This is a genomic window from Nesterenkonia sandarakina, assembly GCF_003003175.1.
Lineage (GTDB): Bacteria > Actinomycetota > Actinomycetes > Actinomycetales > Micrococcaceae > Nesterenkonia > Nesterenkonia sandarakina_A.
The window spans coordinates 119,204-139,370 of sequence record NZ_PVTY01000006.1 but is presented as its reverse complement, the minus strand read 5'-3'; the positions used below and the strand labels follow the sequence as shown (position 1 = coordinate 139,370).

Below are 20,167 nucleotides of genomic sequence, written 5' to 3'. Positions count from 1 at the left end.
ACGAGCCGCGCGGCGGCCCGTTGAAGGTGATGCTGGTCGATGACCAGCACCTGCTGCGCATGGGCTTCCGGCTGATCCTCGAGGGTGAGGACGACCTGGAGGTCGTGGCCGAGGCCGCCGACGGGATCGAGGCGCTGCAGACGCTGGGCGCGCTGCCCGAGGCGCAGCGCCCCGACGTGGTGCTCATGGACGTGCGGATGCCCCGGATGGACGGCATCGAGGCCACCACGAAGGTCGTCGCGCAGTTCCCGCAGACCCGCGTGATCATCCTGACCACCTTCGACCTGGACGAATACGCCTTCTCCGGGCTCCAGGCCGGAGCCAGCGCCTTCCTGCTCAAGGACGTCACCCCGGAGGACCTGGTCCACGCCGTGCGCGTGGTGGCAGAGGGCGACGCCGTCGTGGCCCCACGGATCACCCAGCGGCTGCTGGAGGTCTACCTGCGCGGCGGAGCCCCGACCGAGCCGCCGGCCCCGCAGCGCCCCAGCGCCCGGGATGTCCGCGGCGGCCCCGGCGACACCCCAGCGGGTGCCGGAGCTGCGGGAGCGACCGGCGCAGCGCGACCGCTGCCCGATGGGCGAGCGATCGCCGAGGCGATGGACGACGGCGTCCCCCGCGAACCGCTGACCCAGCGCGAGACCGAGATGCTCTTCGCCGTGGCCGAGGGCCTCTCCAACGCGGAGATCGCCGCGAAGTTCTTCCTCTCCGAGGCCACGGTGAAGACCCACGTGCGGCGGATCCTGACCAAGCTGCAGCTGCGGGACCGGGTGCAGGCGGTGGTCTACGTGTTCCAGACCGGGCTCCTCGGACCGCGCTGAGGCTCGGGAGCCCAGCGCTGATTAGGATGGCGGGCATGACAGCACACGAGCTCATCGCAGACCTGGCCGCCTATGTGACCGCCTCGCCGTCGTCCTATCACGCCGCCGACGTCGCAGCGCAGCGCCTGGTCAGCGCCGGATTCACCCAGCTCGGTGAGCACCAGGACTGGCCCGCCGCCCCAGGGCGCTATGTGGTGGTCCGCGACGGGGCCGTGCTGGCCTGGGTGGTGCCCACCGGGGCCGCCCCGACCACCCCGCTGCGGATCCTCGGCGCGCACACCGATTCCCCCGGGTTCAAGCTCAAGCCCAAGTCCACGCTGATCAGCCAGGGCTGGCTGCAGGCCGGCGTCGAGGTCTACGGCGGACCGCTGCTGAACTCCTGGCTGGACCGGGAGCTGTGCCTGGCCGGACGCCTGGTCACCCGCGACGGAGCCACCCATCTCGCCTCCACCGGCCCCGTGGCCCGGATCCCGCAGCTGGCCATCCACCTCGACCGCCAGGTCAACGAGGGCCTCAAGCTCGGCAAACAGGCGCACACCAGCCCGATCCTGGGACTCGCCGGCTCCGCCGAGCAGGCCGCGGCCGCCGACGTGCTGGCCCTGCTGGCCGCCTCCGCCGGGGTGGATCCTGAGGACGTCGACGGCTACGACGTGGTCCTCGCCGACACCCAGGCCCCGGCGACCTTCGGCGCGGCGGAGGAGTTCCTCGCCTCGAGCCGGCTCGACAACCTCTCCTCGGTCCACGCCGGAATCAGCGCCCTGATCCAGACCGCCGAGGCCGCCGACACCGGTGCGGTCATCCCGATGCTCGCCGCGTTCGACCATGAGGAGCTCGGCTCGGCCTCGCGCTCAGGCGCCGCCGGACCGTTCCTGGAAGAGGTGCTCGACCGGATCTATGAGGGCCTCGGCCGCGCTGCGGGCCAGCCCGGCGCCACCGCCACCCAGCGGGCCCAGGCGCTGGCCGCCTCCTGGCACCTCTCCAGCGATGCCGGGCACGCCGTGCACCCGAACTACTCCGAGCGCCACGACCCGGCGAACCGCCCGCTGCCCAACGGGGGCCCGCTGCTGAAGATCAACGCCAACCAGCGCTACACCACCGACGCCCCTTCGGCGGCGATGTGGGCCCAGGTCTGTCGCGCCGCCGGGGTGCCCACCCAGGAGTTCGTCTCCAACAACGACCTCCCCTGCGGCTCCACCATCGGTCCGATCACCGCCACCCGGCTGGGGATCCGCACCGTCGACGTCGGGATCCCCCTGCTGTCGATGCATTCGGCCCGCGAGATGTGCGGCGTCGAGGACGTGGCCCACCTCCGGGACGCGGTGGCGAGCTTCTTCACCACCTCACTGAACAGCTGAGCGGGTTCGTTCGTCACGCTCGCACAAAGCCGGTATCATGGTGCAGGTTGTCTGACCTGGTTTCAGCCTGCCCTCATACCGAGGGTGGATGAACGGGCTCAGATACAGATGCAGATAGACCCTCCTGTTACGGAAATCCCGTGACCGCAAGGCCAAAGGAGGTGGGTTAACACAATGCGTCACTATGAACTGATGGTGCTCGTCGACCCCGAGGTTGACGAGCGCACCGTGGAACCGACTCTCGGCAAGTACATGGAGGTCGTCAAGAAGGACGGCGGCACCGTGGACAACGTCGATGTCTGGGGCCGTCGCCGCCTGGCTTACGAGATCCAGAAGAAGACTGAAGCGGTCTACGCCGTGGTCAACTTCCACTCGACTCCTGACGCCGCCGCCGAGCTCGACCGACTGCTGCGCCTGAACGAGACGATCATGCGCACCAAGATCACCCGCCCCGAGGAACAGAAGATCGATTAATCCTCCAGGTGGTCTATCCACCTGTCAGGGCGAACCAGCAACCAAGGAGCATTTCCATGGCCGGCGAGACCATCATCACCGTTGTAGGCAACCTGACGGCAGATCCAGAGCTCCGCTTCACCCCCTCGGGTGCGGCGGTCTCGAACTTTGCCATCGCGTCTACGCCGCGGTTCTTCGACCGTCAAGCAAACGAATGGAAGGACGGAGAGACTCTCTTCGTCCGCTGTTCCCTGTGGCGTGAAGCCGCAGAGAACGCCGCCGAATCCCTCACCAAGGGCACCCGCGTGATCGCGCAGGGTCGCCTGAAGGCTCGGTCATTCCAGACCAAGGAGGGGGAGAACCGCACCTCCTGGGAGCTCGACGTCGATGAGATCGGTCCCTCGCTGCGCTTTGCGACTGCCAGCGTCCAGCGCTCGAGCGGCGGCCAAGGCGGCCGTCCGAGCGGCGGCGGCGGCTTCGGCGGCGGCAACGCCGGCGGCCAGTCCTCCGGCGGCGGCTTCGGCGGAGGAAACTCCGGCGGCGGCCAGTCTTCCGGCGGCGGGTGGAACAACGATTCCGCACCGCAGGATCCGTGGGGCGGCCAGCCCTCCGGCGGCGGTAGCTGGGGCACCCCTGACAACAACGAGCCACCGTTCTGAGCCTGAGCAGCGCCACGCGCTTCTCAAGCCCGCGAACAGCGGCTTAAACACACACACACTATTCACCATCCCGCATCCCACAGGTGCGGGCTCCGAGAATGAAAAGGAGCACCACGATGGCAAAGGCTGAACTCAAGAAGCCAAAGCCCAAGGCGAACCCGCTGAAGGCTGCTGACATCACGGTCATCGACTACAAGGACACCGCTCTTCTGCGGAAGTTCATTTCCGACCGAGGCAAGATCCGCGCACGTCGGGTGACCGGCGTGACTGTCCAGGAGCAGCGAAAGATCGCCCAGGCGATCAAGAACGCTCGCGAAGTCGCACTGCTGCCGTACGCCGGCGCAGGCCGCGGCTGATCCAGGACTGACTGGGAAGGAAAGGAACAACCCATGGCAAAGCTCATCCTGACTCAGGAAGTGACCGGTCTCGGCGCCTCCGGAGATGTGGTCGACGTCAAAAACGGCTACGCACGCAACTATCTGTTGCCGCGTGGCTTCGCAATGGCCTGGACCAAGGGCGGCGAAAAGGATGTGGAGCGCCTGCGCTCCGCTCGCAAGGCTCGCGAGATCGCAACGGTCGAGGAAGCACAGGCAGTAGCCACCAAGCTGCAGTCTGCCCCCGTGAAGATCACCGTGAAGACCGGCGATTCCGGTCGCCTGTTCGGAACCGTCGGTTCCGCACAGATCGCCGATGCAGTCGAGGCCTCCGGCCTGGGCTCCATCGACAAGCGCACCGTCGAGATCCCCGCACGCATCAAGGCAGTCGGCAACTACAAGGCCACTGTCCGCCTGCACGCTGATGTCTCCGCGACCCTCGACCTGCAGGTCGTCGGCTCGAAGTAAGCAGCACGCAGCATCTCAGCCGTCCGCGGCTGAGACCTGAGAAAGCCTCGGACTCCTTCGGGAGGCCGGGGCTTTCTCGCGCTCTGACGGGGCGTGAGGGGAATGCTCCTGGCCGGGAGAAGGTTATGCTTGGTGTACTTCAAATTTTAATCAGTGGCCGGGATCAACAGGGTCACCCGTGACGGCGCAGGGAGCAGCTATGCAGTTCGGCATATTCAGCATCGGCGACATGACACCGGATCCGACCACCGGTCGGGTGCCCTCCGAGCATGAGCGGATCCAGTCGATGGTCGCGATCGCGAAACGGGCCGAAGAGGTCGGACTCGACGTCTTCGCGGTCGGCCAGCACCACAACCCCCCGTTCGTGGCACCGGCGAACCCGCCGATCCTCATGGCCTACCTGGCGGCGCAGACCTCGACGATCCAGCTCTCCACAGCGACCACGCTGATCACCACCACCGATCCGGTGCGCATCGCGGAGGACTATGCCTTCGCCCAGCATCTGGCCCAGGGCAGGGTGGACCTCACCCTGGGTCGCGGGAACACCGGTCCGGTCTACCCGTGGTTCGGCAAGGACATTCGGGCAGGGATCCCTCTGGCGGTGGAGAACTACGCACTGCTGCACCGGCTCTGGCGGGAGACCGAGGTCGACTTCTCCGGGCGCTTCCGCACGCCGCTGCAGGGATTCACCTCCACCCCGCGCCCGCTGGACGACATCCCACCCTTCGTCTGGCACGGCTCCATCCGGTCCCCAGAGATCGCGGAGCAGGCCGCGTACTACGGAGACGGGTTCTTCCACAACAACATCTTCTGGAACAAGGAACATACCGGGCGGATGATCGAGCTGTATCGCTCCCGCTTCGAGCACTACGGCCACGGGACCGCCGAGCAGGCCATCGTGGGCCTCGGCGGTCAGGTCTTCATGCGCAGGAACTCCCAGGACGCGATCCGTGAGTTCCGCCCCTACTTCGACCGGGCGCCGGTCTACGGCAACGGACCCTCGCTCGAGGACTTCAGCGCGCAGACCCCGCTGACGGTGGGCACCCCCGAGCAGGTCATCGAACGCACGCTGAGCTTCCGCGAGTATGCCGGGGACTACCAGCGCCAGCTCTTCCTGATCGACCACGCCGGGCTGCCGCTGAAGACCGTGCTGGAGCAGATCGACCTGCTGGGCGAGGAGGTCGTCCCGGTCCTGCGCCGAGAGGTGGCCGCCCGCGCCCCGCAGAGCACCCCTGAGGCGCCTACCCATGCGGTCCTGGCCCGTCGCCGCGCCGAGGGCCGCGACCCCGTCCCAGGCGGGGGCACAGCCGCTGCCGCCTAGAGCAGGCAGCTGCATGCTTCAGCTGCGTCTGCCCTCAGCCCAGTCTGGGCCCGGTCTGCGCCTGGTCTGCGCTGAGGCCTCGTCTGGGCCGCAGGGTCCGGGTCAGCCGCGTCGTTCCAGCTCCTCGATCACGTTGATCCGCTCGTTGCTCATCAGATGCAGCGAGAGCTCGTTGGAGAGGTGCTGGAACATCGCCACGCCTTGGACGCTGCTGCCTTCCTCATTGAGCCGGGGAGCGAAGGAGGCGATGCCGACCTGGCCGGGAAGCACCCCGATGATGCCGCCGGAGATGCCCGACTTCGCCGGAATGCCGATCTGGGTCAGCCAGCGCCCGGAGGCGTCGTACATGCCGCAGGTCGCCATGATGCCCAAGGTGGTGCGGGCGGACTCCGCTGAGACCACGCGCTGACCGTTCTCCGGGTTGATCCCGTTGTTCGCCAGCGTGGCGGCCATCCTGGCGATGTCCTTGACCGTGACCAGGATGGAGCACTGGTCGATGTATCCGCGCACGGCCTCATCAGGTTCGGTCTCCAGGGAGCCGTGGGACTTCAGCATGTGCGCGATCGCCATGTTCCGGTACGCCGTGGAGTACTCCTCCTCGGCGGCGTCCCAGTCGATCTCGAGCGGGCGTCCGGCGAAGGCCGACATCCCGTCGAGGATCCGGGTGGTCCGGCTGCGCACCTCTGAGGTGCGCGAGTCGCTCTGGCGTCCGCCGGGATGCTCCTCGTGGCTGGTGTGGTCCACCAGGTGATGGGTGGCGATGGCGCCGGCGTTGATCATCGGGTTCAGCGGCCGCCCGGTGCCACCCTCCAGGGAGAGCTCGTTGAAGGCCTCACCGGAGGGTTCCATTCCGACCAGCTCGCGGACCCGATCCAGGCCGATGTCATCCAGCGCCAGGGCATAGACGAAGGGTTTGGAGATCGACTGGATGGTGAAGAGGTGCTCGTCGTCTCCGGCGGAGCATTCCTGCCCGTCTGCGGTCGCCAGGGCGAGTGCCTGCAGGTGCTCATCGGCGTCGCGCAGCCGCGGGATGTAGGCGGCGAGCTTGCCGCTGACATCCGCACTGGATTCCTTGAGGACCTCGCGCAGATAGGTATTGATCGATTCGTGCACCGGGTGGCTCCTCCTGTGTTGGTCTCCCTACGCTACCCGCCGGGCGTGCGGTTGCTCAGGTCAGGTTCTCACCAGGTTGTGGACAACCTGTGGAAAACACTGGTCCATGCGGCCCATACACCTAACGGCAGGGTTACAGCAAGGCGACCCTATGGTGGAAAAACTGATATCAAGATTCCGCAGTGCACAGGGCTCAGGCCTTATAACTCCAGGTCAGAGAGTGGTCTCTGCTGTTATTCAGTTGTTATCCACAGCTTCCTGCACACGTTGTGCACAAGACACGCCGCATAGTCCACATTTTCTCCACAGGCAGGAGCCTTCCGGGCTATTGCCCCTGCTGGACTCGGGACCTAAAGTGTGGAAAGTCCCTCGGACGTGAATATTGGCTGGGCCCCGCCCAGCGCGCATTCACGCGGCGCCGCATCGAGCGGCGGGAGCGGAGACACGGGGCCGGGAAGAGATTCGCGGTGTGGCCCGTGGTCGACGTGTCCGAGGCCTCGGGGTATCCGAGGAGATCCTGGTCTCCGCGCACCTGCGCTCCGCTGCAGGGCATCACGCGGCAGGATCTGGAGACACATCGGGTCGCCGGGACACCGGCCAAGGGAAGGGGATCACGCGCTCAGCGCTCGTGATCCTGCTGCGTCTCCCGGCGATCCGATCCTCCTCGAAGGCCATGCGCGCTCAGCAGGGGTGCGCGGCGATGAAGCGGGCCACCCGGCGCGGCCAGGTGTCGAGCTCCTCCGGTGTCTCGGCGATCTGCAGCTGTGCACCCGGAATCAGCTGGTGCAGCTTCTCCGCCGTGGAGACCGGGTGGGCATAGTCATCCACCCAGGCCAGAATCAGCGTGGGCACCGCGAGCTCGCGGAGCTGCTCCGGGCTGGGCAGGTCCGTCACCCCGGCTCCGCGGAAGATCGAGGGCAGCAGCTCCTGGCTGACCGCGGGGACGCGCTCCTTCTGCCGGTCCGCCAGTGCGGGCGGGGGCAGCACCTGGCGCCCCACGCGCACGAAGGCGCCGATCCCGTGGTCCTCGATCAGTTCGGCGGACTTCTGGTAGATCGCTGCCTGCCCGGCCCGGGTGGCCCATGCTGTGGGCGGCACCATCAGGGTCAAGGTGGCGAAGCGATCAGGATCGCGCAGCGCGGCATAGAGCAGCGTCGCAGCACCCATCGAGGGGCCCGCGGCGTGGACCTTCTCCCCGGGGGCGACCTCGTCGAGCAGCTCGAGCAGGTCCTCGGCGAGCCGTGGCCAGAGATAGTCCTCCGGCACCGCCCGTCCGGTGGAGGATCCATGGCCGCGGGCGTCGTAGCGCAGCACCCGGCAGTCATCGAGGCTGACCGTCATGTCCAGGCCCGCGCGCTGTTCACGGGAGGCGCAGGATGTCAGTCCGTGCAGCTGGACGAAGGTGGGACCGTCGCCGGCGACCTCATAGGCGAGTTTCGCCCCGGCTGTCTGGAAAAGCCCCACGATCCTCGACTCCTCCATCTCAGCTGGACAACAAGTTGCGCCGGAAGCATCCCAGCGAAGTGAACGCCACCTAGACTACGCCGTATGCGGTTGACCAATGTGGCGCAGATGCACGCCAGGCCCGGACGTCTGTCCAGCTACTCGGTGGTGGCTCAGCCTGCCGCCGCCATCCCCACGCCCCAGGGCAGCATCGCCGGCTTCAGCGCCGAACCCTGGGAATCCGGGACCCCGGCCTCGGATCCTCCCGGTGGGCTTCCGGTGTCCTTCGACCAAAACCGCCATGTCAGCTTCGGGTCGCGGCCCGGATCGTGGATGGCGGTTTCCTTTCAGCTCGACGGCCCGGCCTCCCTGGAGGAGATCGCTGCCGCCTGGCAGGTGGTGGTCCAGCGGCACGGAACCCTGCGCACGGTCTTCGACTGGCGGCCGGAACATTCTCCGCGGCGCAGTGACACGCATCACGGCAACACCGGTCCGGGTGGCGACTCCGGGGGGCCGATCAGCGACCTGCTGCTGCGCGAGGTCACGATGCTGCCCGGCACCTGGGAGCAGCTCTCAGCCCCCGAGCGGCCGCGCAGCCCGATCGGATTCAGCACCGGCTCGCGGGGCGGGCTGCAGACCGCGCACCTGGATGCCCCGAGCGAACATCTCAGCGCGGCAGAGGTCAAGGCCGCCCTGCGCGCCCACTTCGACGCCGCCTGCGACCCGTTCGGCACGCCCTCGCATCGGCTCTGCGTCATCGACGACGGCGAGTCCGCCGTGGTGCGCGACACCGCCGGGTCGCCGCAGATCGTCATCGGCTCCGACCACGCCCACGTGGACGCCTGGTCGCTGCTGGTGCTGGTCCGGGACTTCAACGCGGTGCTGAACAACCTCCGGGCCGGTCACCCCGCGGTCCAGGGGCTCCCGGTGCCGGAGTCCTTCGCGACGCACACCAGGGCGATGGAGGCCAAGCCATTTCCTCCCGAGGCCGTCGTCAGCCGCTGGCGGGAGATCCTGGAGGCAGGTGGCGGGGTGATGCCGACCTTCCCGCTGCCGCTGGGCGACATCTCGCTGCCGGTGAGCGAGAAGGTCGAGGTCCGCGATGTGCTGGACTCCGCGGAGCTCAACAAGCTCGAGGCACATGCCAAGGAGGAGGGGGTCAGGCTGATCGCCGTCGCGGTCTCCGTGATGACCAGGCTCTTCCGCGAGCTGGGCGACCAGCCGCTGCGCACCGTGTTTCCGGTGCACAGCCGGGACGAGCCGCGCTGGTTCGACTCGGTGGGCTGGTTCATCACCAACGCGGTGCTGGAGAACGACGACGACAGCCTGCGCGGCAGCTACCAGGCCGTGAAGGAGGCGATCCGGCTGGGCTCGCACCCCCTGGCCCCGATCATGCGGCCCTACGGCGGGATGCCGGCCGAACCGGGCATGTTCGCGATGAGCTGGCTCGATCACCGCAAGCTCCCGATCAACGTGGAAGAGGCGCTGAACGCCCAGCACATCTCGGCAGTGGTGCAGACCGACGGGGTGATGATCTGGTTCGTGGTCAATGAGACCGGGCTGCACCTGCGCTGCCGCTATCCCGATACCCCACAGGCGCGGGAGACCATGCACACCTGGCTGGAGGCCGTGGTCGCAGGACTGCGTGCACCGAGTATCGTGGAGGGGTGACTACAGAGCTCTACGACACCGGATCCCCGGCAGGGGTGGACTCCCGCACGCCTCCGCAGGACATGGTGGCCGAGCAGTCGGTGCTCGGCGGCATGATGCTCTCCAAGGACGCCATCGCCGACGTCGTCGAGGTGCTGCGCGGATCGGACTTCTACAGGCCGGCCCATGAGCTGATCTATGACGCGATCATCGACCTCTACGGCCGGGGCGAGCCCGCCGACGTGGTCACCATCTCGGACCACCTCACGAAGCGCGGCGAGCTCCAGCGCATCGGCGGCCCGGCGTATCTGCACAACCTGGCCCAGTCGGTGCCCACCGCCGCCAACGCCGGCTTCTATGCCCAGATCGTGCAGGAACGCGCCATCCTGCGCCGACTCGTGGACGCCGGCACCAAGATCGTGCAGCTCGGGCACACCGCCGACGGCGAGGTCGAGGGCATCGTCAACCAGGCGCAGTCCGAGATCTACAACGTGGCCGAGAACCGGCAGAGCGAGGACTATGTCGCGCTCTCCGACATCCTGGGCCCCACGATCGACGAGATCGAGACCAACTCCGCCCACGACGGCGGGCTCACCGGCATCCCGACCGGGTTCCGCGAGCTCGACGACCTGACCCACGGCTTCCACGGCGGACAGATGATCATCATCGCCGCCCGCCCCGCCATGGGTAAGTCCACTCTGGCGCTGGACTTCGCCCGTGCCGCCGCGGTGAACAACAAGATGACCGCTGCCTTCTTCTCCCTGGAGATGGGCCGCAACGAGATTGCGATGCGTCTGCTCTCCGCGGAGTCCAGGATCCTGTTCTCGGACCTGCGCAAGGGCAACATCCGCGACGAGGACTGGGAGAAGATGTCTGAGGCGGTGGACCGGCTCAATGACGTGCCGCTGTTCATCGACGACTCCCCGAACATGTCGCTGATGGAGATCCGGGCCAAGTGCCGCCGGCTCAAGCAGCGCCACAACCTCAAGCTCGTGGTCCTGGACTACCTGCAGCTGCTCTCCTCGGGCAAGCGCGTGGAGTCCCGCCAGCAGGAGGTCAGCGAGTTCTCGCGAACCTTGAAGCTGCTCGCCAAGGAGCTCGACGTCCCGATCATCGCGCTCTCGCAGCTGAACCGCGGCTCCGAGTCCCGCCCGGACAAGAAGCCCCAGGTCTCTGATCTGCGTGAATCCGGTTCGATCGAGCAGGACGCGGACATGGTCATGCTGCTGCACCGGCCCGAGGTCTACGACAAGGAGACCGAGCGCGCCGGCGAGGCCGACATCATCGTGGCGAAGAACCGTAACGGTCCCACCCGCGACATCACCGTGGCCTTCCAGGGCCACTACGCCCGCTTCCAGGACATGGCCCGCGACTTCTAGCGGTACCCGGCCGCCTCCAGCGTCGCCGCGTCGGTGGTCTCCAGCTCCAGGATGAAGCTCCACGCGTCCGGCCGGGACCCGTCGACATCGGTGAGGTCATAGTGCTGGGCCAGCTCGAAGGAGCTGGTCGATGCGGTGTTCCACCGTGACCGTTCCGGGTCGGCCGCCAGCGCTGCGACGCCGCGGGCGAGCATCGCCGGGGTCTCGGAGATCACGAATTCATAGGGCGGCACCACCCCTGACCTGCCCCGATTGGCCTCGGCGGCGGTGCGCCAGGTCTGTTCGGTGACCCCGAAGCCGTCGAGCATCATCTCTGAGCGCAGCCAGCCCGGGGAGACCGAGACGGCCGTCCCGCCATGGGGGGCGAGCTCATGGCCCTGCGCGAAGGCCAGTCGATCCACGGCGGTCTTGGTGAGGTCGTGGAAGACGCTCTCGCGGAAATGCGCGGCGTTGTAGCTGCGGGTCCCGTCGGTCACCTCCACCACCAGGCCGCCGGGGCGGCGGATCAGCAGCGGCAGCGCGGCGTGGCTGGTGTTCAGATGCGTGGTGAATCCGGTGTCGAAGAGCTTCTTCCCCGCCGAGAGGTCGTAGTCCCAGAGCGTCTTGCCGAACTCCACGTAGGCCTCTCCTCCGATGTCGTTGATCAGGATGTCCAGCCGTCCCTGCTCGGCGTCGATCCTCCCGATCAGCGCCCGGACCTGCGCGATCTCCAGGTGGTCCACGATCACCGGATGCGCGGTGCCGCCGGCGTCCTGGATCAGCCGCGCGGTCTGCTCCACGGTCTCGGACCGACCGTAGTCGGAGGGGGACGTGGCCGTCGAACGCCCGGTGCAGTACACCACGGCCCCGGCGGCGGCGAGCTCCCGGGCGATCGCGCGCCCGGCGCCGCGGGTGGCCCCGGTGACCAGCGCGACCCGTCCAGAGAGGTCCGGCTGACTGAGCGGGCCCCGGCGGTCAGCGGCGTCGGCCTCGGCGGTGGGCTCTGCCGGCGAGGAAGGCGAGGAAGGCGAGGACGGTGAAGCGGGCGAGGACGGGGACGACGGTGTGGCCGGCGGTGTGGCCGGCGTGGCGTGCGCAGACATGGTGCTCCTCCAAGGATCGCGGCATCTATCGGTGCGGCATCAGACTCCCAGCGATTCCCGACATCTGCTGTCGGTAATTGCCTAGACTTCTGCCATGCGATTCTCACGTCTGGTGGCGCTCCTGCTCGAGCTCAGCCGCGCCCGGGGCAGCACCGTGGCGCGGCTGGCCGCGGATCATGGGGTCAGCTCTCGCACCATCGAACGGGACATCGCCGCGCTGCAGACCATGGGGGTTCCGCTCTGGACCCGGACCGGACCGGGCGGCGGCGTCGGCCTGGTGGAGGGATGGCGTTCGCCGTTGACCGGGATGACTGCCCCGGAGCTGCAGGCGCTGATCATCGGCGAGGCCGGATCACATGGCCTCGGGCTGGAGGCGGAGTTTCAGACGGCCCGGCTGAAGATGCTCGCCGCCACCGCGAAAACCGGCCAGAGCGCGGCGATCGAGCCGGCTCAGGAGCGGTTCCTGCTCGACCAAGAGGCCTGGTTCACCGAACCCGAGCGCCCGGACGCGCTGCCGGCGGTGGCACAGGCCCTCTGGGCCGGCCATCGGCTGCGAATCCATTACCAGCGCGCCGGCGGTGCCCCGGGGGTGCGCGTCGTGGACCCGCTGGGGCTGGTGCTCAAGCGGGAGCATTGGTACCTGGTGGCGGCGCATCGAGGAACTCCGCGCACCTACCGGGTGACCCGGATCCGCGCGGCGCAGGAGCTTGAAGAAGCGGCCTGGCGTCCCGAGGACTTCTCCCTGGCGCAGCACTGGCGGGATTCCCGCGCCGAGTTCGAAGCCTCGCTGCACACCCTGGCGGTCCAGGTCACCGTGCCGCTGGATGCTGTGGCGCTCCTGCGGGCAGCGACTCCGGGGGCGCCGATGCAGCCGCTGGAGGGGACCGGCGACGCCAGCCTCGCGGGGGATGCAGCTGCGCATGCTGACCGGGCGGGCTTTGCGCTGCTGATGGAGAGCGTGGAGATCGCGGCCTCCCAGCTGCTGACCGTGCCCGGCGTGGAGGTCCTCGCTCCACAGTCGCTGCGCCGGCTGGTGCTCGCGCGCGCCGAGGGGCTGGTGGCCCGCCACCGCGTCGCGCAGGAGGGCCTGGGTGGAGAAGAGCCCTAGAAGGCGCCGAGGATGACATCGAGGAAGGCGAACCCCAGCGTGCCGTAGAGCAGCCCGATCCACAGCGAATGGGTCAGGGACTTCCAGAACTGGCCGGTGGCGATGAGCAGGCCGAAGGCCGCCGGGGTGCAGGCCATCGCATAGCCGCCCACCAGCAGCCACAGCCCGGTGAACTCGCCCAGAGCGAGCATGTAGAAGCCCACGCCGATGGTCCAGATCATCGTGAACTCGAAGAGCAGGGCGGCGATGACCACGGCGGTGACCAGCGCCCAGAGATACCGGCCCCAATCCCCGGCGATCCGCCGCAGCAGGCCCGGCTGCGCCGACGACGACGCGGCGCGCGTCCTCCCGGCGGATCGGGTGCCGCCGCTGGTTCGAGCACTGCCGCTGAGTCCAGCGCTGCCGGTGGGTCGGGAGCTGCGTGAGCCGGACTTCCCGGCGGGCCGTGCCGGAGTGCGAGACGATCCCCCGCGGGCGGGAGTGCTGCGGGGCCCGGAGGCGCTTCGCGAGGCCGTGCCAGCCCGCGAACCGGCGCTCGCGCGGGGTCCGCCGGAGGCGGGGCGACGCGCCGTCGTCGTGCTCTTCTTCCGCGGCGGGCTTGACGGCTTGCCGGCGGGCTTCTTCGCGGAGGACTTCTTGCTGGTGCTCACAGCCTGTCAGCGTACCGGCACCAGGGGCCGAGCAGGCGCCAGGGTGCGTCGGCGCGCTGGGTGCATGAGTTCTCCACGGCAGATCCGCAGAGGTGCGGGGTCAGATCCCGCCGAGGTAGGGGAGGACCATGAGGAACACGATCACCCCGATGCCGACGCCCAGGGTGATCGCCACGGTGACGTCGGAGTTGGCGCGCCCGAGTTCCGGGGCAGGCTGGGACGCGGGTGTCGGAGCCGGATGATCCAGGCTCCGATGGTGGGAACGTGCGGGATGAGATGACATTGGTGCACCTCGCTTGGCAGGGCAGTGCCGGGTGGATGGTCAGTACGTTCTGACCTGGAGTCTAGGAAGCGTCTCTGGAGATGAGCTGGGCGGGAGGTAGACCTTGGCCGGGCGGCACAGAAGCTCAGTGCAGCTGACCGGCGGGCACCTGGAGGTCGGGCTCCGGGCGCAGGGACTCGGTGATCAGCAGATCCAGGGCCTGCACCGCCTGAGTGCGGTGCACCGGTGAGTCATCCCGGGAGAGGTCGGGGACGTGGACGAAGCCGGCCGGCACTGACGTCGGGACAGCGTGCAGCAGCGAATAGAGCACGCTGTTGCACACGAAGCTGCCGGCGCTCAGCGAGAGCGCCACCGGGATGCCTGCCGCGCTGATCGCCGCATGCGCCGCCTTCAGCCGCAGCGTGGAGAACAGCGCGGGCTGACCGCCGGAGACGACCGGCTCCTCGGTGGGCTGATGCCCTGCATTGTCCGGAATCCTGGCGTCGCGCAGGTTCAGGCCGACGCGTTCCAGCCGCACCGTCTCGGTGCCGGCGGCCAGGCCCACGGCGATCACCAGATCCGGGGCGCAGGCGTTGATCTGCTCGGACAGCCGCTCGGCGCTGGCGCGGAACTCCACCGGCAGCAGCGCCGTGCGCACGGCGACCTCGCCGTGGACCTGCTGGGCGTGCAGCCCCACTCGATCAGCAACGGCGGCCAGTTCGGTGACCACGTCCCAGGAGGGGTTGTGGTCCATGCCGGCGAAGGGCTCGAACCCGGTCAGCAGCACCGTGCGTGCCGAGTTCATCGGACGCTGCGGATCGGCCGGAGGATCAAGGACCCGGCGCCGGGCGTCCCGGGGCGAGGTCACAGCGCGTGCGCGGCGGCGGAGGGCGCGACGTCGAGCAGCCGGATGCCGCGACTGATCCGCTCCAGCGCCGCGGTGAGCTTGGGGATCGCGGCGGGGGAGATCAGCACCAGCACCGATCCGCCGAAACCGCCGCCGATCAGCCGGGCACCCTCGGCGCCCTGGGCCAGCGCGGTCTCCACCACGAGGTCGGCGACGTCGAAGGAGACCTCCGCGTCGTCGCGCATGCTCATATGAGCTGCGGTGAGGATGTCTCCGACCGTGGAGGCGATATGGCGCACGCCGTAGGCCTCCCCGGAGAGCAGGTGGTGCAGCTTCTCGGAGCGCACCATCTCGGTCAGGGCATGACGCAGCCGACGCCGGCAGGCTTCGATGCTGCGCCCCTCGAGAGCCTCGAGCTGTTCCGCGAGCCGGTCGAACTCCTCCAGCACATGGGAGACGTCGGCCTTGCGCGGGTGCTCGGGCAGCGCGTCGCGCAGCCGGTCGAAGCCCAGCAGCCGGGCGGCGGCCTCGGCGTCGGCCCGTCGATCCCCGAACTGGCCGTCGGCCAGACGGTGCGCCTCCCCGGTGTCCACCGCGATCAACCGGTAACCGCGCTGGATGCAGCCGATGTCCAGCGGGGTGACGCTGAAGTCCCGACAGTCCAGCGAGAGCACCTTGCCCGGGCGGGCGCGCATCGCGGCGCTCTGATCCAGGCCGCCGGTGCCGGCGCCGACGACCTCCACCTCGGCGCGCACACAGGCGGCGGCGAGATCCGTGCGGTTCTGCCGGGTCAGTGCGGCGTTGAGGTCCTGCAGCGGGTTGTCCTGGCCGAAAGGGGTGCCCAGGGCGAGGAAGGCGAGGATCGATGCGCACTCCAGCGCCGCCGAGGAGGAGAGCCCGCCGCCGATCGGCAGCGTGGAGACAACCAGCAGATCCGCGCCGAAGTCGGCATCCACTGCGAACTCGGGCTGGGACCTGCCCAGCTCTCGCAGCGCCCAGAGCACCCCGGAGACGTAGTGGCTCCAGTGGGCCGGTTCCGCGGGGGCGTCCGGTCCGATCTGATCGGGGCGCACGGTGGTGACTCCGTCGTCGAGCGAGGCGTCGAGGGTGCGCAGGCGGAGCTTGCCGTCGGTGCGCGGGGCCGCGGCGACATAGGTCCCGTGTGCCAGGGCCATCGGCAGGCAGCGACCGGCGTGGAAATCGATGTGCTCGCCGTTGAGGTTGGCTCGGCCGGGGGCGAACCAGGTGCCCGAAGCTGCCCGGCCATACTCCTCTTGGAAGCGGGTGACCAGGTCAGATTGGATCTCTTGTGGTTCGCCAGGGGCAAGCCAGACGGCATCGGTAGTTCGCACGATGTTCCATTGTGCCACCCACAGCGGTGTGGTGTTTTATGGGGATGACCGGCACTGCTGCGACATCACCGCAGCGGCCGCACACGCTGCAGGACTATCGAGAGGATCCCTTCATGGCGATCGAGACTGTGTACACCGCAGAAGCACTGGCCACCGGCGACGGACGCAACGGGCGCACCCGCACCTCAGACGGGATGATCGACCTGAACCTGAGCACTCCGGCACCGATGGGCGGCTCGGGCGAGGGCGCGAACCCGGAGCAGCTCTTCGCGGCCGGCTATGCCGCCTGCTTCCACGGGGCGCTGCGCAAGATCGCCGCCGGCGAGGGTGCTGATGTCAGCGATTCCTCGGTCGGCGCAAAGGTGAGCATCGGCAAGGACGACGACGGCGGCTTCGGCCTCGCCGTGGTCATCGAGGTGGTCATCCCGCACGTCGATCAGGCCCAGGCCGAGGCGCTCGCCGAGAAGGCCCATGCCTTCTGCCCCTATTCCAAGGCCACCCGCGGCAATATCGAGGTCACGGTCACCGTCTCGGACGACTGAGACCCTGCCGCCCCGGGCACGGTCTCTGCGCCCGGGGCGGACAGCCTGGGCTTTGTCGTTCAATTTTGAAAGAATTGACTCGAACCCGATGAGCAGGATGAGGAGACGGCGATGAGCAGCACCGAGACCGAACCGCAGGAGCAGGTCTGCATCAACGGGCCCTACACCTTCGAGGGTCTGCGTGATGGGGTCACCCGCGCCGAGGGCGGGGTGGAGCTGCTCGAGCCGCGCACGGTGCCGCTGGGCGGGCCGCGGGCGATGACGGTGCGCCGGACCCTGCCGCAGCGGGCACGGTCGCTCGTCGGGGCCTGGTGCTTCCTGGACTTCTACGGGCCCGATGACCTGACCGAGGCCACGCCCATGCGGGTGCCCCGGCATCCGCACACCGGGCTGGCCACCGTCTCCTGGCTCTTCCAGGGGCGGATCGACCATATGGACTCCGCCGGGAACTGGGCCACCGTGCGCCCCGGCGAGGTCGCCCTGATGAATGCCGGCAGCGGGATCAGCCACTCCGAGTACTCCACCTCCGACACCACCGTGCTGCACGGCGCCCAGCTCTGGTACGCGTTCCCGGATGCGCACCGCTTCGTGGAGCCCTCCTTGGAGACCCACCGCCCGGATCCGGTGCAGGGGCCCGGCTGGGAGGCCTGCGTGTTTCTGGGTGAGCTGCTCGGGCAGCGCTCACCGGTCAAGACCTATCTCCCGCTGACCGGGGCTCAGCTGCGGCTGGAACCGGGCACTGTGCTCGAGATCGAGGTGCCCGCCGATCATGAGCACGGGCTGCTGCGGATCTCCGGCGCGGTGCGGCTCAACGGCGCCCTGGTGGACGAGGACCATCTGGCGGTGACCGATACCGGAACCACTATCCTGCGGGTGGAGGCCCTCGATGAGCCGGTCCTGGCCCTGCTGATCGGCGGGGAGCCCCTTGGCGAACAGATCGTGATGTGGTGGAACTTCGTGGGCCGCAGCCACGATGAGATCGTGGCCTTCCGCAGCGCCTATCAGGCCGAGATGGGCTTCGAACCCCCGGCGGAGGACTCGCCGCTGCACACCTCTGCCGGTGCCGCCGAGGGCGGCGCCACCGAACGGGCGGCCCGCGCTGACGGCTCGGAGCACCAGGTCTCGGTCCCTGCCGGGGCGCTGGGGAACCCGGTACACGGAAGGCTTCGCGATGCGCTGGCCGAGGCCCGGTACGACGACGGCCGGGTGTTCCCGCAGTTCGGGGACTTCCCGCCCGGCCAGGCCGCCCCGCTGCCGGCGCCGGAGCTGCCCAACACCCGGATGAAGCCCCGCGGCTGAGGGTGGGTCGCTGAACTTGGGCGTCCCAAGGGCTGGCGGACTGCGCCGTGGCGGCAGGCCGCGGAGCAGGTCGGCTCAGTCCGGGGTCTCGCCCGCTGTGCAAGACTTGAATGCGCGCTCGCAGTGAGCGACGGCAGACCGGCGAGCAGGAGGCTCAGTGAGCGACGACCCATTGAGCGGCGATGTAGGGAGCGGAGACCGCGCGAGCCGAGACGTCGCGAGCGAGGACCCCTCGGGCGCCCCCACGCGGGGACGGCTGAGCTCCCGGCTGCTGGCACGTGGTCAGGAGCCTGACCCACGCTTCACCCTCGCCAACGAGCGCACCTTCCTGGCCTGGATCCGCACCGCCCTGGCGTTCCTCGCCGGCGGCGTCGCGGTGGAGGCCTTCGCCGCCGACGTGTTCGCCGATCCCTACCGCACGGTGGTCTCGGTGCTCACGATCAGCGTGGGCCTCTTGATCAGCGTCGGTGCGGCGATGCGCTGGCTCAACGTGGAGCGCAGCATGCGACTGGGGCAGCCGCTGCCCATGCCGCTGATCATCCCGCTGCTGAGCTTCGCCTCGGGGGTCGCCATGGCCGTGGTCATCGCGCTGGTGGTGCTGGACTGATGTCCCCCGCGGCGCCGCTGCATGCGGATCCGGGCCTGCAGCCCGAACGCACCGTCCTGTCCTGGGGCAGGACCATGATGCTCTTCGCGGTGGTGGGTGCGGTCTTCCTGCGCTGGCTGCCGCACTACGGCCTCTGGACCGTGGGGCTGACGCTGAGCTGCGCCGTCGTCGCCGGCTCCATCTATGCGACCCAGCGCCGGCGGTACTCGCGGCAGTCCCGCGGCATCGCGGCAGAGCAGGTGGAGGCCGATGTGCCGGCCGTGCTGGCCACCACGGTGGCCACCGTGGTGCTTGGGATCCTGGGAGTGATGGCCGTACTGGCCTGATCCGCGGCTGCGGGCTGCGCCGGAACGCCTGGCCTGGGACGGGAGTCCGGGCCTGAATCCCAGCTGAACAGCGGCTGGCCCCTGCGTCGGGCTGGGCATGCTACGTTTCGCGCTCGACTACCAACAGGAGGTCCTTGCCTTGTCGAAGAAAATGATCACCACCGGTTTCGCACTCGCCGGCGTGCTCGCCCTGTCCGCATGCGGCGACTCATCCGACTCGGAGTCCGGCGACGCCGGCGCCGGGGAGCAGAGCTCGCAGGAAGCGGCCGCCAGCCCCGAAGAGGGCGCGAGCGGCGAGCAGGCGGAGATGCCGGAGGCCGATACCTCGGACATTCCTGAGGTCGTGGCGGAGGTCAACGGCGACGAGCTCAGCGGCGAGGACTTCACGGTGCTCTACGAGTCCCAGTTCCAGCAGATGGCGATGCAGTCGCAGATGACCGGCGAGGAGCCGGACCAGGATCAGCTCAAGGAGCAGACCCTGGAATCCATGATCGGCAACGAGCTGCTGCTCCAGGACGCCGAGGAGGAGGGCTACGAGGCTTCCCAGGAGGAGGTCGACGCGATCATCGCGGATGCCGCGGAGAGCGCCGGCATGGGCTCCCCCGAGGAGTTCATCGAGGCCTATGAAGAGCAGGGCATGGACGAGGAGCAGCTGACCTCGGACGCTGAGAGCCAGGTGCTGATCAACCAGGTGCTCGAGCAGCTCGAGGTCCCGGAGCCCTCCGAGGAGGAGCTGCGTGAGATCTATGACGAGGCCGTCGCCGCCCAGGAAGAAGCCGCAGGTGCCGAGGGCGCCGAGGGCGCAGAAGCCGCCGAGATCCCACCGTTCGACGAGGTGCGTGAGGACCTCGAGACGCAGGCCACCGATGAGGCCCGCAATGAGGCCGCACTGGCCCACGTCGATGAGCTGCGTGAGGCCGCGGACATCCAGACCCACCTCTGATCCACACTCCTGGGGTCAGAGTCGGCGGTGACCCGCTGAAAGCTGGGTCACCGCCGACTGTGGCTCAGGAGTGGTCGTGGCTCAGGAGTGGCTGTGAGCCAGACCAGGTGGTGACT

General features: G+C 68.8%; 22 protein-coding genes. 15 read left to right on the top strand and 7 right to left on the bottom strand.

What is annotated here, in order from left to right; genetic code table 11:
• The first annotated feature begins 29 nt into the window (after positions 1 to 29).
• From BCL67_RS06615 to BCL67_RS06585, 7 genes are all read left to right on the top strand, one after another.
• Positions 30 to 818, top strand: coding sequence for a response regulator transcription factor (locus tag BCL67_RS06615; protein WP_106122705.1), 789 nt, complete (start codon positions 30 to 32; stop codon positions 816 to 818).
• A gap of 35 nt (positions 819 to 853) precedes the next feature.
• A complete protein-coding gene (locus BCL67_RS06610; protein ID WP_106122658.1) occupies positions 854 to 2,173 on the top strand; it encodes a M18 family aminopeptidase in 1,320 nt (439 codons plus the stop codon).
• A gap of 174 nt (positions 2,174 to 2,347) precedes the next feature.
• On the top strand, positions 2,348 to 2,647 hold the full coding sequence (rpsF, locus tag BCL67_RS06605) for a 30S ribosomal protein S6 (RefSeq protein WP_036475747.1): 300 nt from the start codon (positions 2,348 to 2,350) through the stop codon (positions 2,645 to 2,647).
• A gap of 56 nt (positions 2,648 to 2,703) precedes the next feature.
• Positions 2,704 to 3,285: a single-stranded DNA-binding protein gene (locus tag BCL67_RS06600; protein WP_106122657.1), complete on the top strand. Its 582-nt coding sequence runs from the start codon at positions 2,704 to 2,706 to the stop codon at positions 3,283 to 3,285.
• Positions 3,286 to 3,401: 116 nt separating this feature from the next.
• Entirely contained in the window at positions 3,402 to 3,641 is a 240-nt protein-coding gene (gene rpsR / locus BCL67_RS06595; protein ID WP_036475751.1) for a 30S ribosomal protein S18, read from the top strand.
• Between the two features lie 33 nt (positions 3,642 to 3,674).
• Positions 3,675 to 4,127 (top strand): 50S ribosomal protein L9, encoded by a 453-nt coding sequence (gene rplI / locus BCL67_RS06590; RefSeq protein WP_106122656.1) that lies wholly within the window; start codon positions 3,675 to 3,677, stop codon positions 4,125 to 4,127.
• Positions 4,128 to 4,326: 199 nt separating this feature from the next.
• Positions 4,327 to 5,448, top strand: coding sequence for an LLM class flavin-dependent oxidoreductase (locus BCL67_RS06585; protein WP_106122655.1), 1,122 nt, complete (start codon positions 4,327 to 4,329; stop codon positions 5,446 to 5,448).
• 102 nt (positions 5,449 to 5,550) lie between these two features.
• On the opposite strand, the gene glsA is transcribed toward BCL67_RS06585, so the two are convergent.
• A complete protein-coding gene (glsA, locus tag BCL67_RS06580) occupies positions 5,551 to 6,561 on the bottom strand; it encodes a glutaminase A (protein ID WP_106122654.1) in 1,011 nt (336 codons plus the stop codon).
• A 681-nt stretch (positions 6,562 to 7,242) separates the two neighbouring features.
• Positions 7,243 to 8,025 carry an alpha/beta fold hydrolase gene (locus tag BCL67_RS06575; RefSeq protein ID WP_258174808.1) on the bottom strand — a complete coding sequence of 261 codons (783 nt, stop codon included), beginning with the start codon at positions 8,023 to 8,025 and terminating at the stop codon, positions 7,243 to 7,245.
• An 84-nt stretch (positions 8,026 to 8,109) separates the two neighbouring features.
• Between BCL67_RS06575 and BCL67_RS06570 the strand changes: the two genes are divergently transcribed.
• Positions 8,110 to 9,675: a peptide synthetase gene (locus BCL67_RS06570; protein ID WP_146131099.1), complete on the top strand. Its 1,566-nt coding sequence runs from the start codon at positions 8,110 to 8,112 to the stop codon at positions 9,673 to 9,675.
• Positions 9,672 to 11,033 carry a replicative DNA helicase gene (gene dnaB, locus BCL67_RS06565; RefSeq protein WP_258174807.1) on the top strand — a complete coding sequence of 454 codons (1,362 nt, stop codon included), beginning with the start codon at positions 9,672 to 9,674 and terminating at the stop codon, positions 11,031 to 11,033. Before BCL67_RS06570 ends, dnaB begins: the two co-directional genes overlap by 4 nt.
• Here dnaB and BCL67_RS06560 read toward each other — a convergent pair.
• A complete protein-coding gene (locus BCL67_RS06560; RefSeq protein ID WP_106122650.1) occupies positions 11,030 to 12,115 on the bottom strand; it encodes an SDR family oxidoreductase in 1,086 nt (361 codons plus the stop codon). The genes dnaB and BCL67_RS06560 overlap by 4 nt on opposite strands.
• 94 nt (positions 12,116 to 12,209) lie before the next feature.
• On the opposite strand from BCL67_RS06560, the gene BCL67_RS06555 reads away from it, so the two are divergent.
• Complete coding sequence (locus tag BCL67_RS06555; protein ID WP_106122649.1) at positions 12,210 to 13,223, top strand: helix-turn-helix transcriptional regulator; 1,014 nt, start codon at positions 12,210 to 12,212, stop codon at positions 13,221 to 13,223.
• On the opposite strand, the gene BCL67_RS15200 is transcribed toward BCL67_RS06555, so the two are convergent.
• From BCL67_RS15200 to BCL67_RS06535, 4 genes are all read right to left on the bottom strand, one after another.
• The gene (locus BCL67_RS15200) at positions 13,220 to 13,873 is read right to left on the bottom strand and encodes a hypothetical protein (RefSeq protein WP_146131098.1); all 654 of its coding nucleotides are present in this window, start codon (positions 13,871 to 13,873) and stop codon (positions 13,220 to 13,222) included. The genes BCL67_RS06555 and BCL67_RS15200 overlap by 4 nt on opposite strands.
• A gap of 100 nt (positions 13,874 to 13,973) precedes the next feature.
• The gene (locus BCL67_RS06545) at positions 13,974 to 14,156 is read right to left on the bottom strand and encodes a hypothetical protein (protein WP_106122647.1); all 183 of its coding nucleotides are present in this window, start codon (positions 14,154 to 14,156) and stop codon (positions 13,974 to 13,976) included.
• Positions 14,157 to 14,280: 124 nt separating this feature from the next.
• Positions 14,281 to 15,003 carry a pyroglutamyl-peptidase I family protein gene (locus BCL67_RS06540; protein ID WP_146131097.1) on the bottom strand — a complete coding sequence of 241 codons (723 nt, stop codon included), beginning with the start codon at positions 15,001 to 15,003 and terminating at the stop codon, positions 14,281 to 14,283.
• Positions 15,000 to 16,334, bottom strand: coding sequence for a galactokinase (locus BCL67_RS06535; protein ID WP_146131096.1), 1,335 nt, complete (start codon positions 16,332 to 16,334; stop codon positions 15,000 to 15,002). The genes BCL67_RS06540 and BCL67_RS06535 overlap by 4 nt, the downstream gene beginning before the upstream one ends.
• Positions 16,335 to 16,453: 119 nt before the next feature.
• Between BCL67_RS06535 and BCL67_RS06530 the strand changes: the two genes are divergently transcribed.
• The 5 genes from BCL67_RS06530 to BCL67_RS06510 all read left to right on the top strand — a co-directional run bounded on the left by BCL67_RS06530 (position 16,454) and on the right by BCL67_RS06510 (position 20,051).
• Positions 16,454 to 16,876 (top strand): organic hydroperoxide resistance protein, encoded by a 423-nt coding sequence (locus tag BCL67_RS06530; protein ID WP_106122704.1) that lies wholly within the window; start codon positions 16,454 to 16,456, stop codon positions 16,874 to 16,876.
• A 111-nt stretch (positions 16,877 to 16,987) separates the two neighbouring features.
• Positions 16,988 to 18,175, top strand: coding sequence for a pirin family protein (locus tag BCL67_RS06525; protein WP_106122644.1), 1,188 nt, complete (start codon positions 16,988 to 16,990; stop codon positions 18,173 to 18,175).
• A gap of 157 nt (positions 18,176 to 18,332) precedes the next feature.
• Positions 18,333 to 18,782, top strand: a complete 450-nt coding sequence (locus tag BCL67_RS06520; protein ID WP_374955628.1) for a YidH family protein — start codon at positions 18,333 to 18,335, stop codon at positions 18,780 to 18,782.
• A complete protein-coding gene (locus tag BCL67_RS06515) occupies positions 18,782 to 19,108 on the top strand; it encodes a DUF202 domain-containing protein (protein ID WP_106122643.1) in 327 nt (108 codons plus the stop codon). Before BCL67_RS06520 ends, BCL67_RS06515 begins: the two co-directional genes overlap by 1 nt.
• Before the next feature lie 139 nt (positions 19,109 to 19,247).
• Complete coding sequence (locus BCL67_RS06510) at positions 19,248 to 20,051, top strand: SurA N-terminal domain-containing protein (protein ID WP_181255916.1); 804 nt, start codon at positions 19,248 to 19,250, stop codon at positions 20,049 to 20,051.
• Positions 20,052 to 20,167: the final 116 nt, after the last annotated feature.

Coding starts and splice junctions, on each gene's coding strand:
- BCL67_RS06615 (WP_106122705.1), top strand. CDS start 30: ATGCTGGTCGATGACCAGCACCTGCTGCGCATGGGCTTCCGGCTGATC.
- BCL67_RS06610 (WP_106122658.1), top strand. CDS start 854: ATGACAGCACACGAGCTCATCGCAGACCTGGCCGCCTATGTGACCGCC.
- rpsF (WP_036475747.1), top strand. CDS start 2,348: ATGCGTCACTATGAACTGATGGTGCTCGTCGACCCCGAGGTTGACGAG.
- BCL67_RS06600 (WP_106122657.1), top strand. CDS start 2,704: ATGGCCGGCGAGACCATCATCACCGTTGTAGGCAACCTGACGGCAGAT.
- rpsR (WP_036475751.1), top strand. CDS start 3,402: ATGGCAAAGGCTGAACTCAAGAAGCCAAAGCCCAAGGCGAACCCGCTG.
- rplI (WP_106122656.1), top strand. CDS start 3,675: ATGGCAAAGCTCATCCTGACTCAGGAAGTGACCGGTCTCGGCGCCTCC.
- BCL67_RS06585 (WP_106122655.1), top strand. CDS start 4,327: ATGCAGTTCGGCATATTCAGCATCGGCGACATGACACCGGATCCGACC.
- BCL67_RS06570 (WP_146131099.1), top strand. CDS start 8,110: ATGCGGTTGACCAATGTGGCGCAGATGCACGCCAGGCCCGGACGTCTG.
- BCL67_RS06560 (WP_106122650.1), bottom strand. CDS start 12,115: ATGTCTGCGCACGCCACGCCGGCCACACCGCCGGCCACACCGTCGTCC.
- BCL67_RS06555 (WP_106122649.1), top strand. CDS start 12,210: ATGCGATTCTCACGTCTGGTGGCGCTCCTGCTCGAGCTCAGCCGCGCC.
- BCL67_RS06545 (WP_106122647.1), bottom strand. CDS start 14,156: ATGTCATCTCATCCCGCACGTTCCCACCATCGGAGCCTGGATCATCCG.
- BCL67_RS06525 (WP_106122644.1), top strand. CDS start 16,988: ATGAGCAGCACCGAGACCGAACCGCAGGAGCAGGTCTGCATCAACGGG.
- BCL67_RS06515 (WP_106122643.1), top strand. CDS start 18,782: ATGTCCCCCGCGGCGCCGCTGCATGCGGATCCGGGCCTGCAGCCCGAA.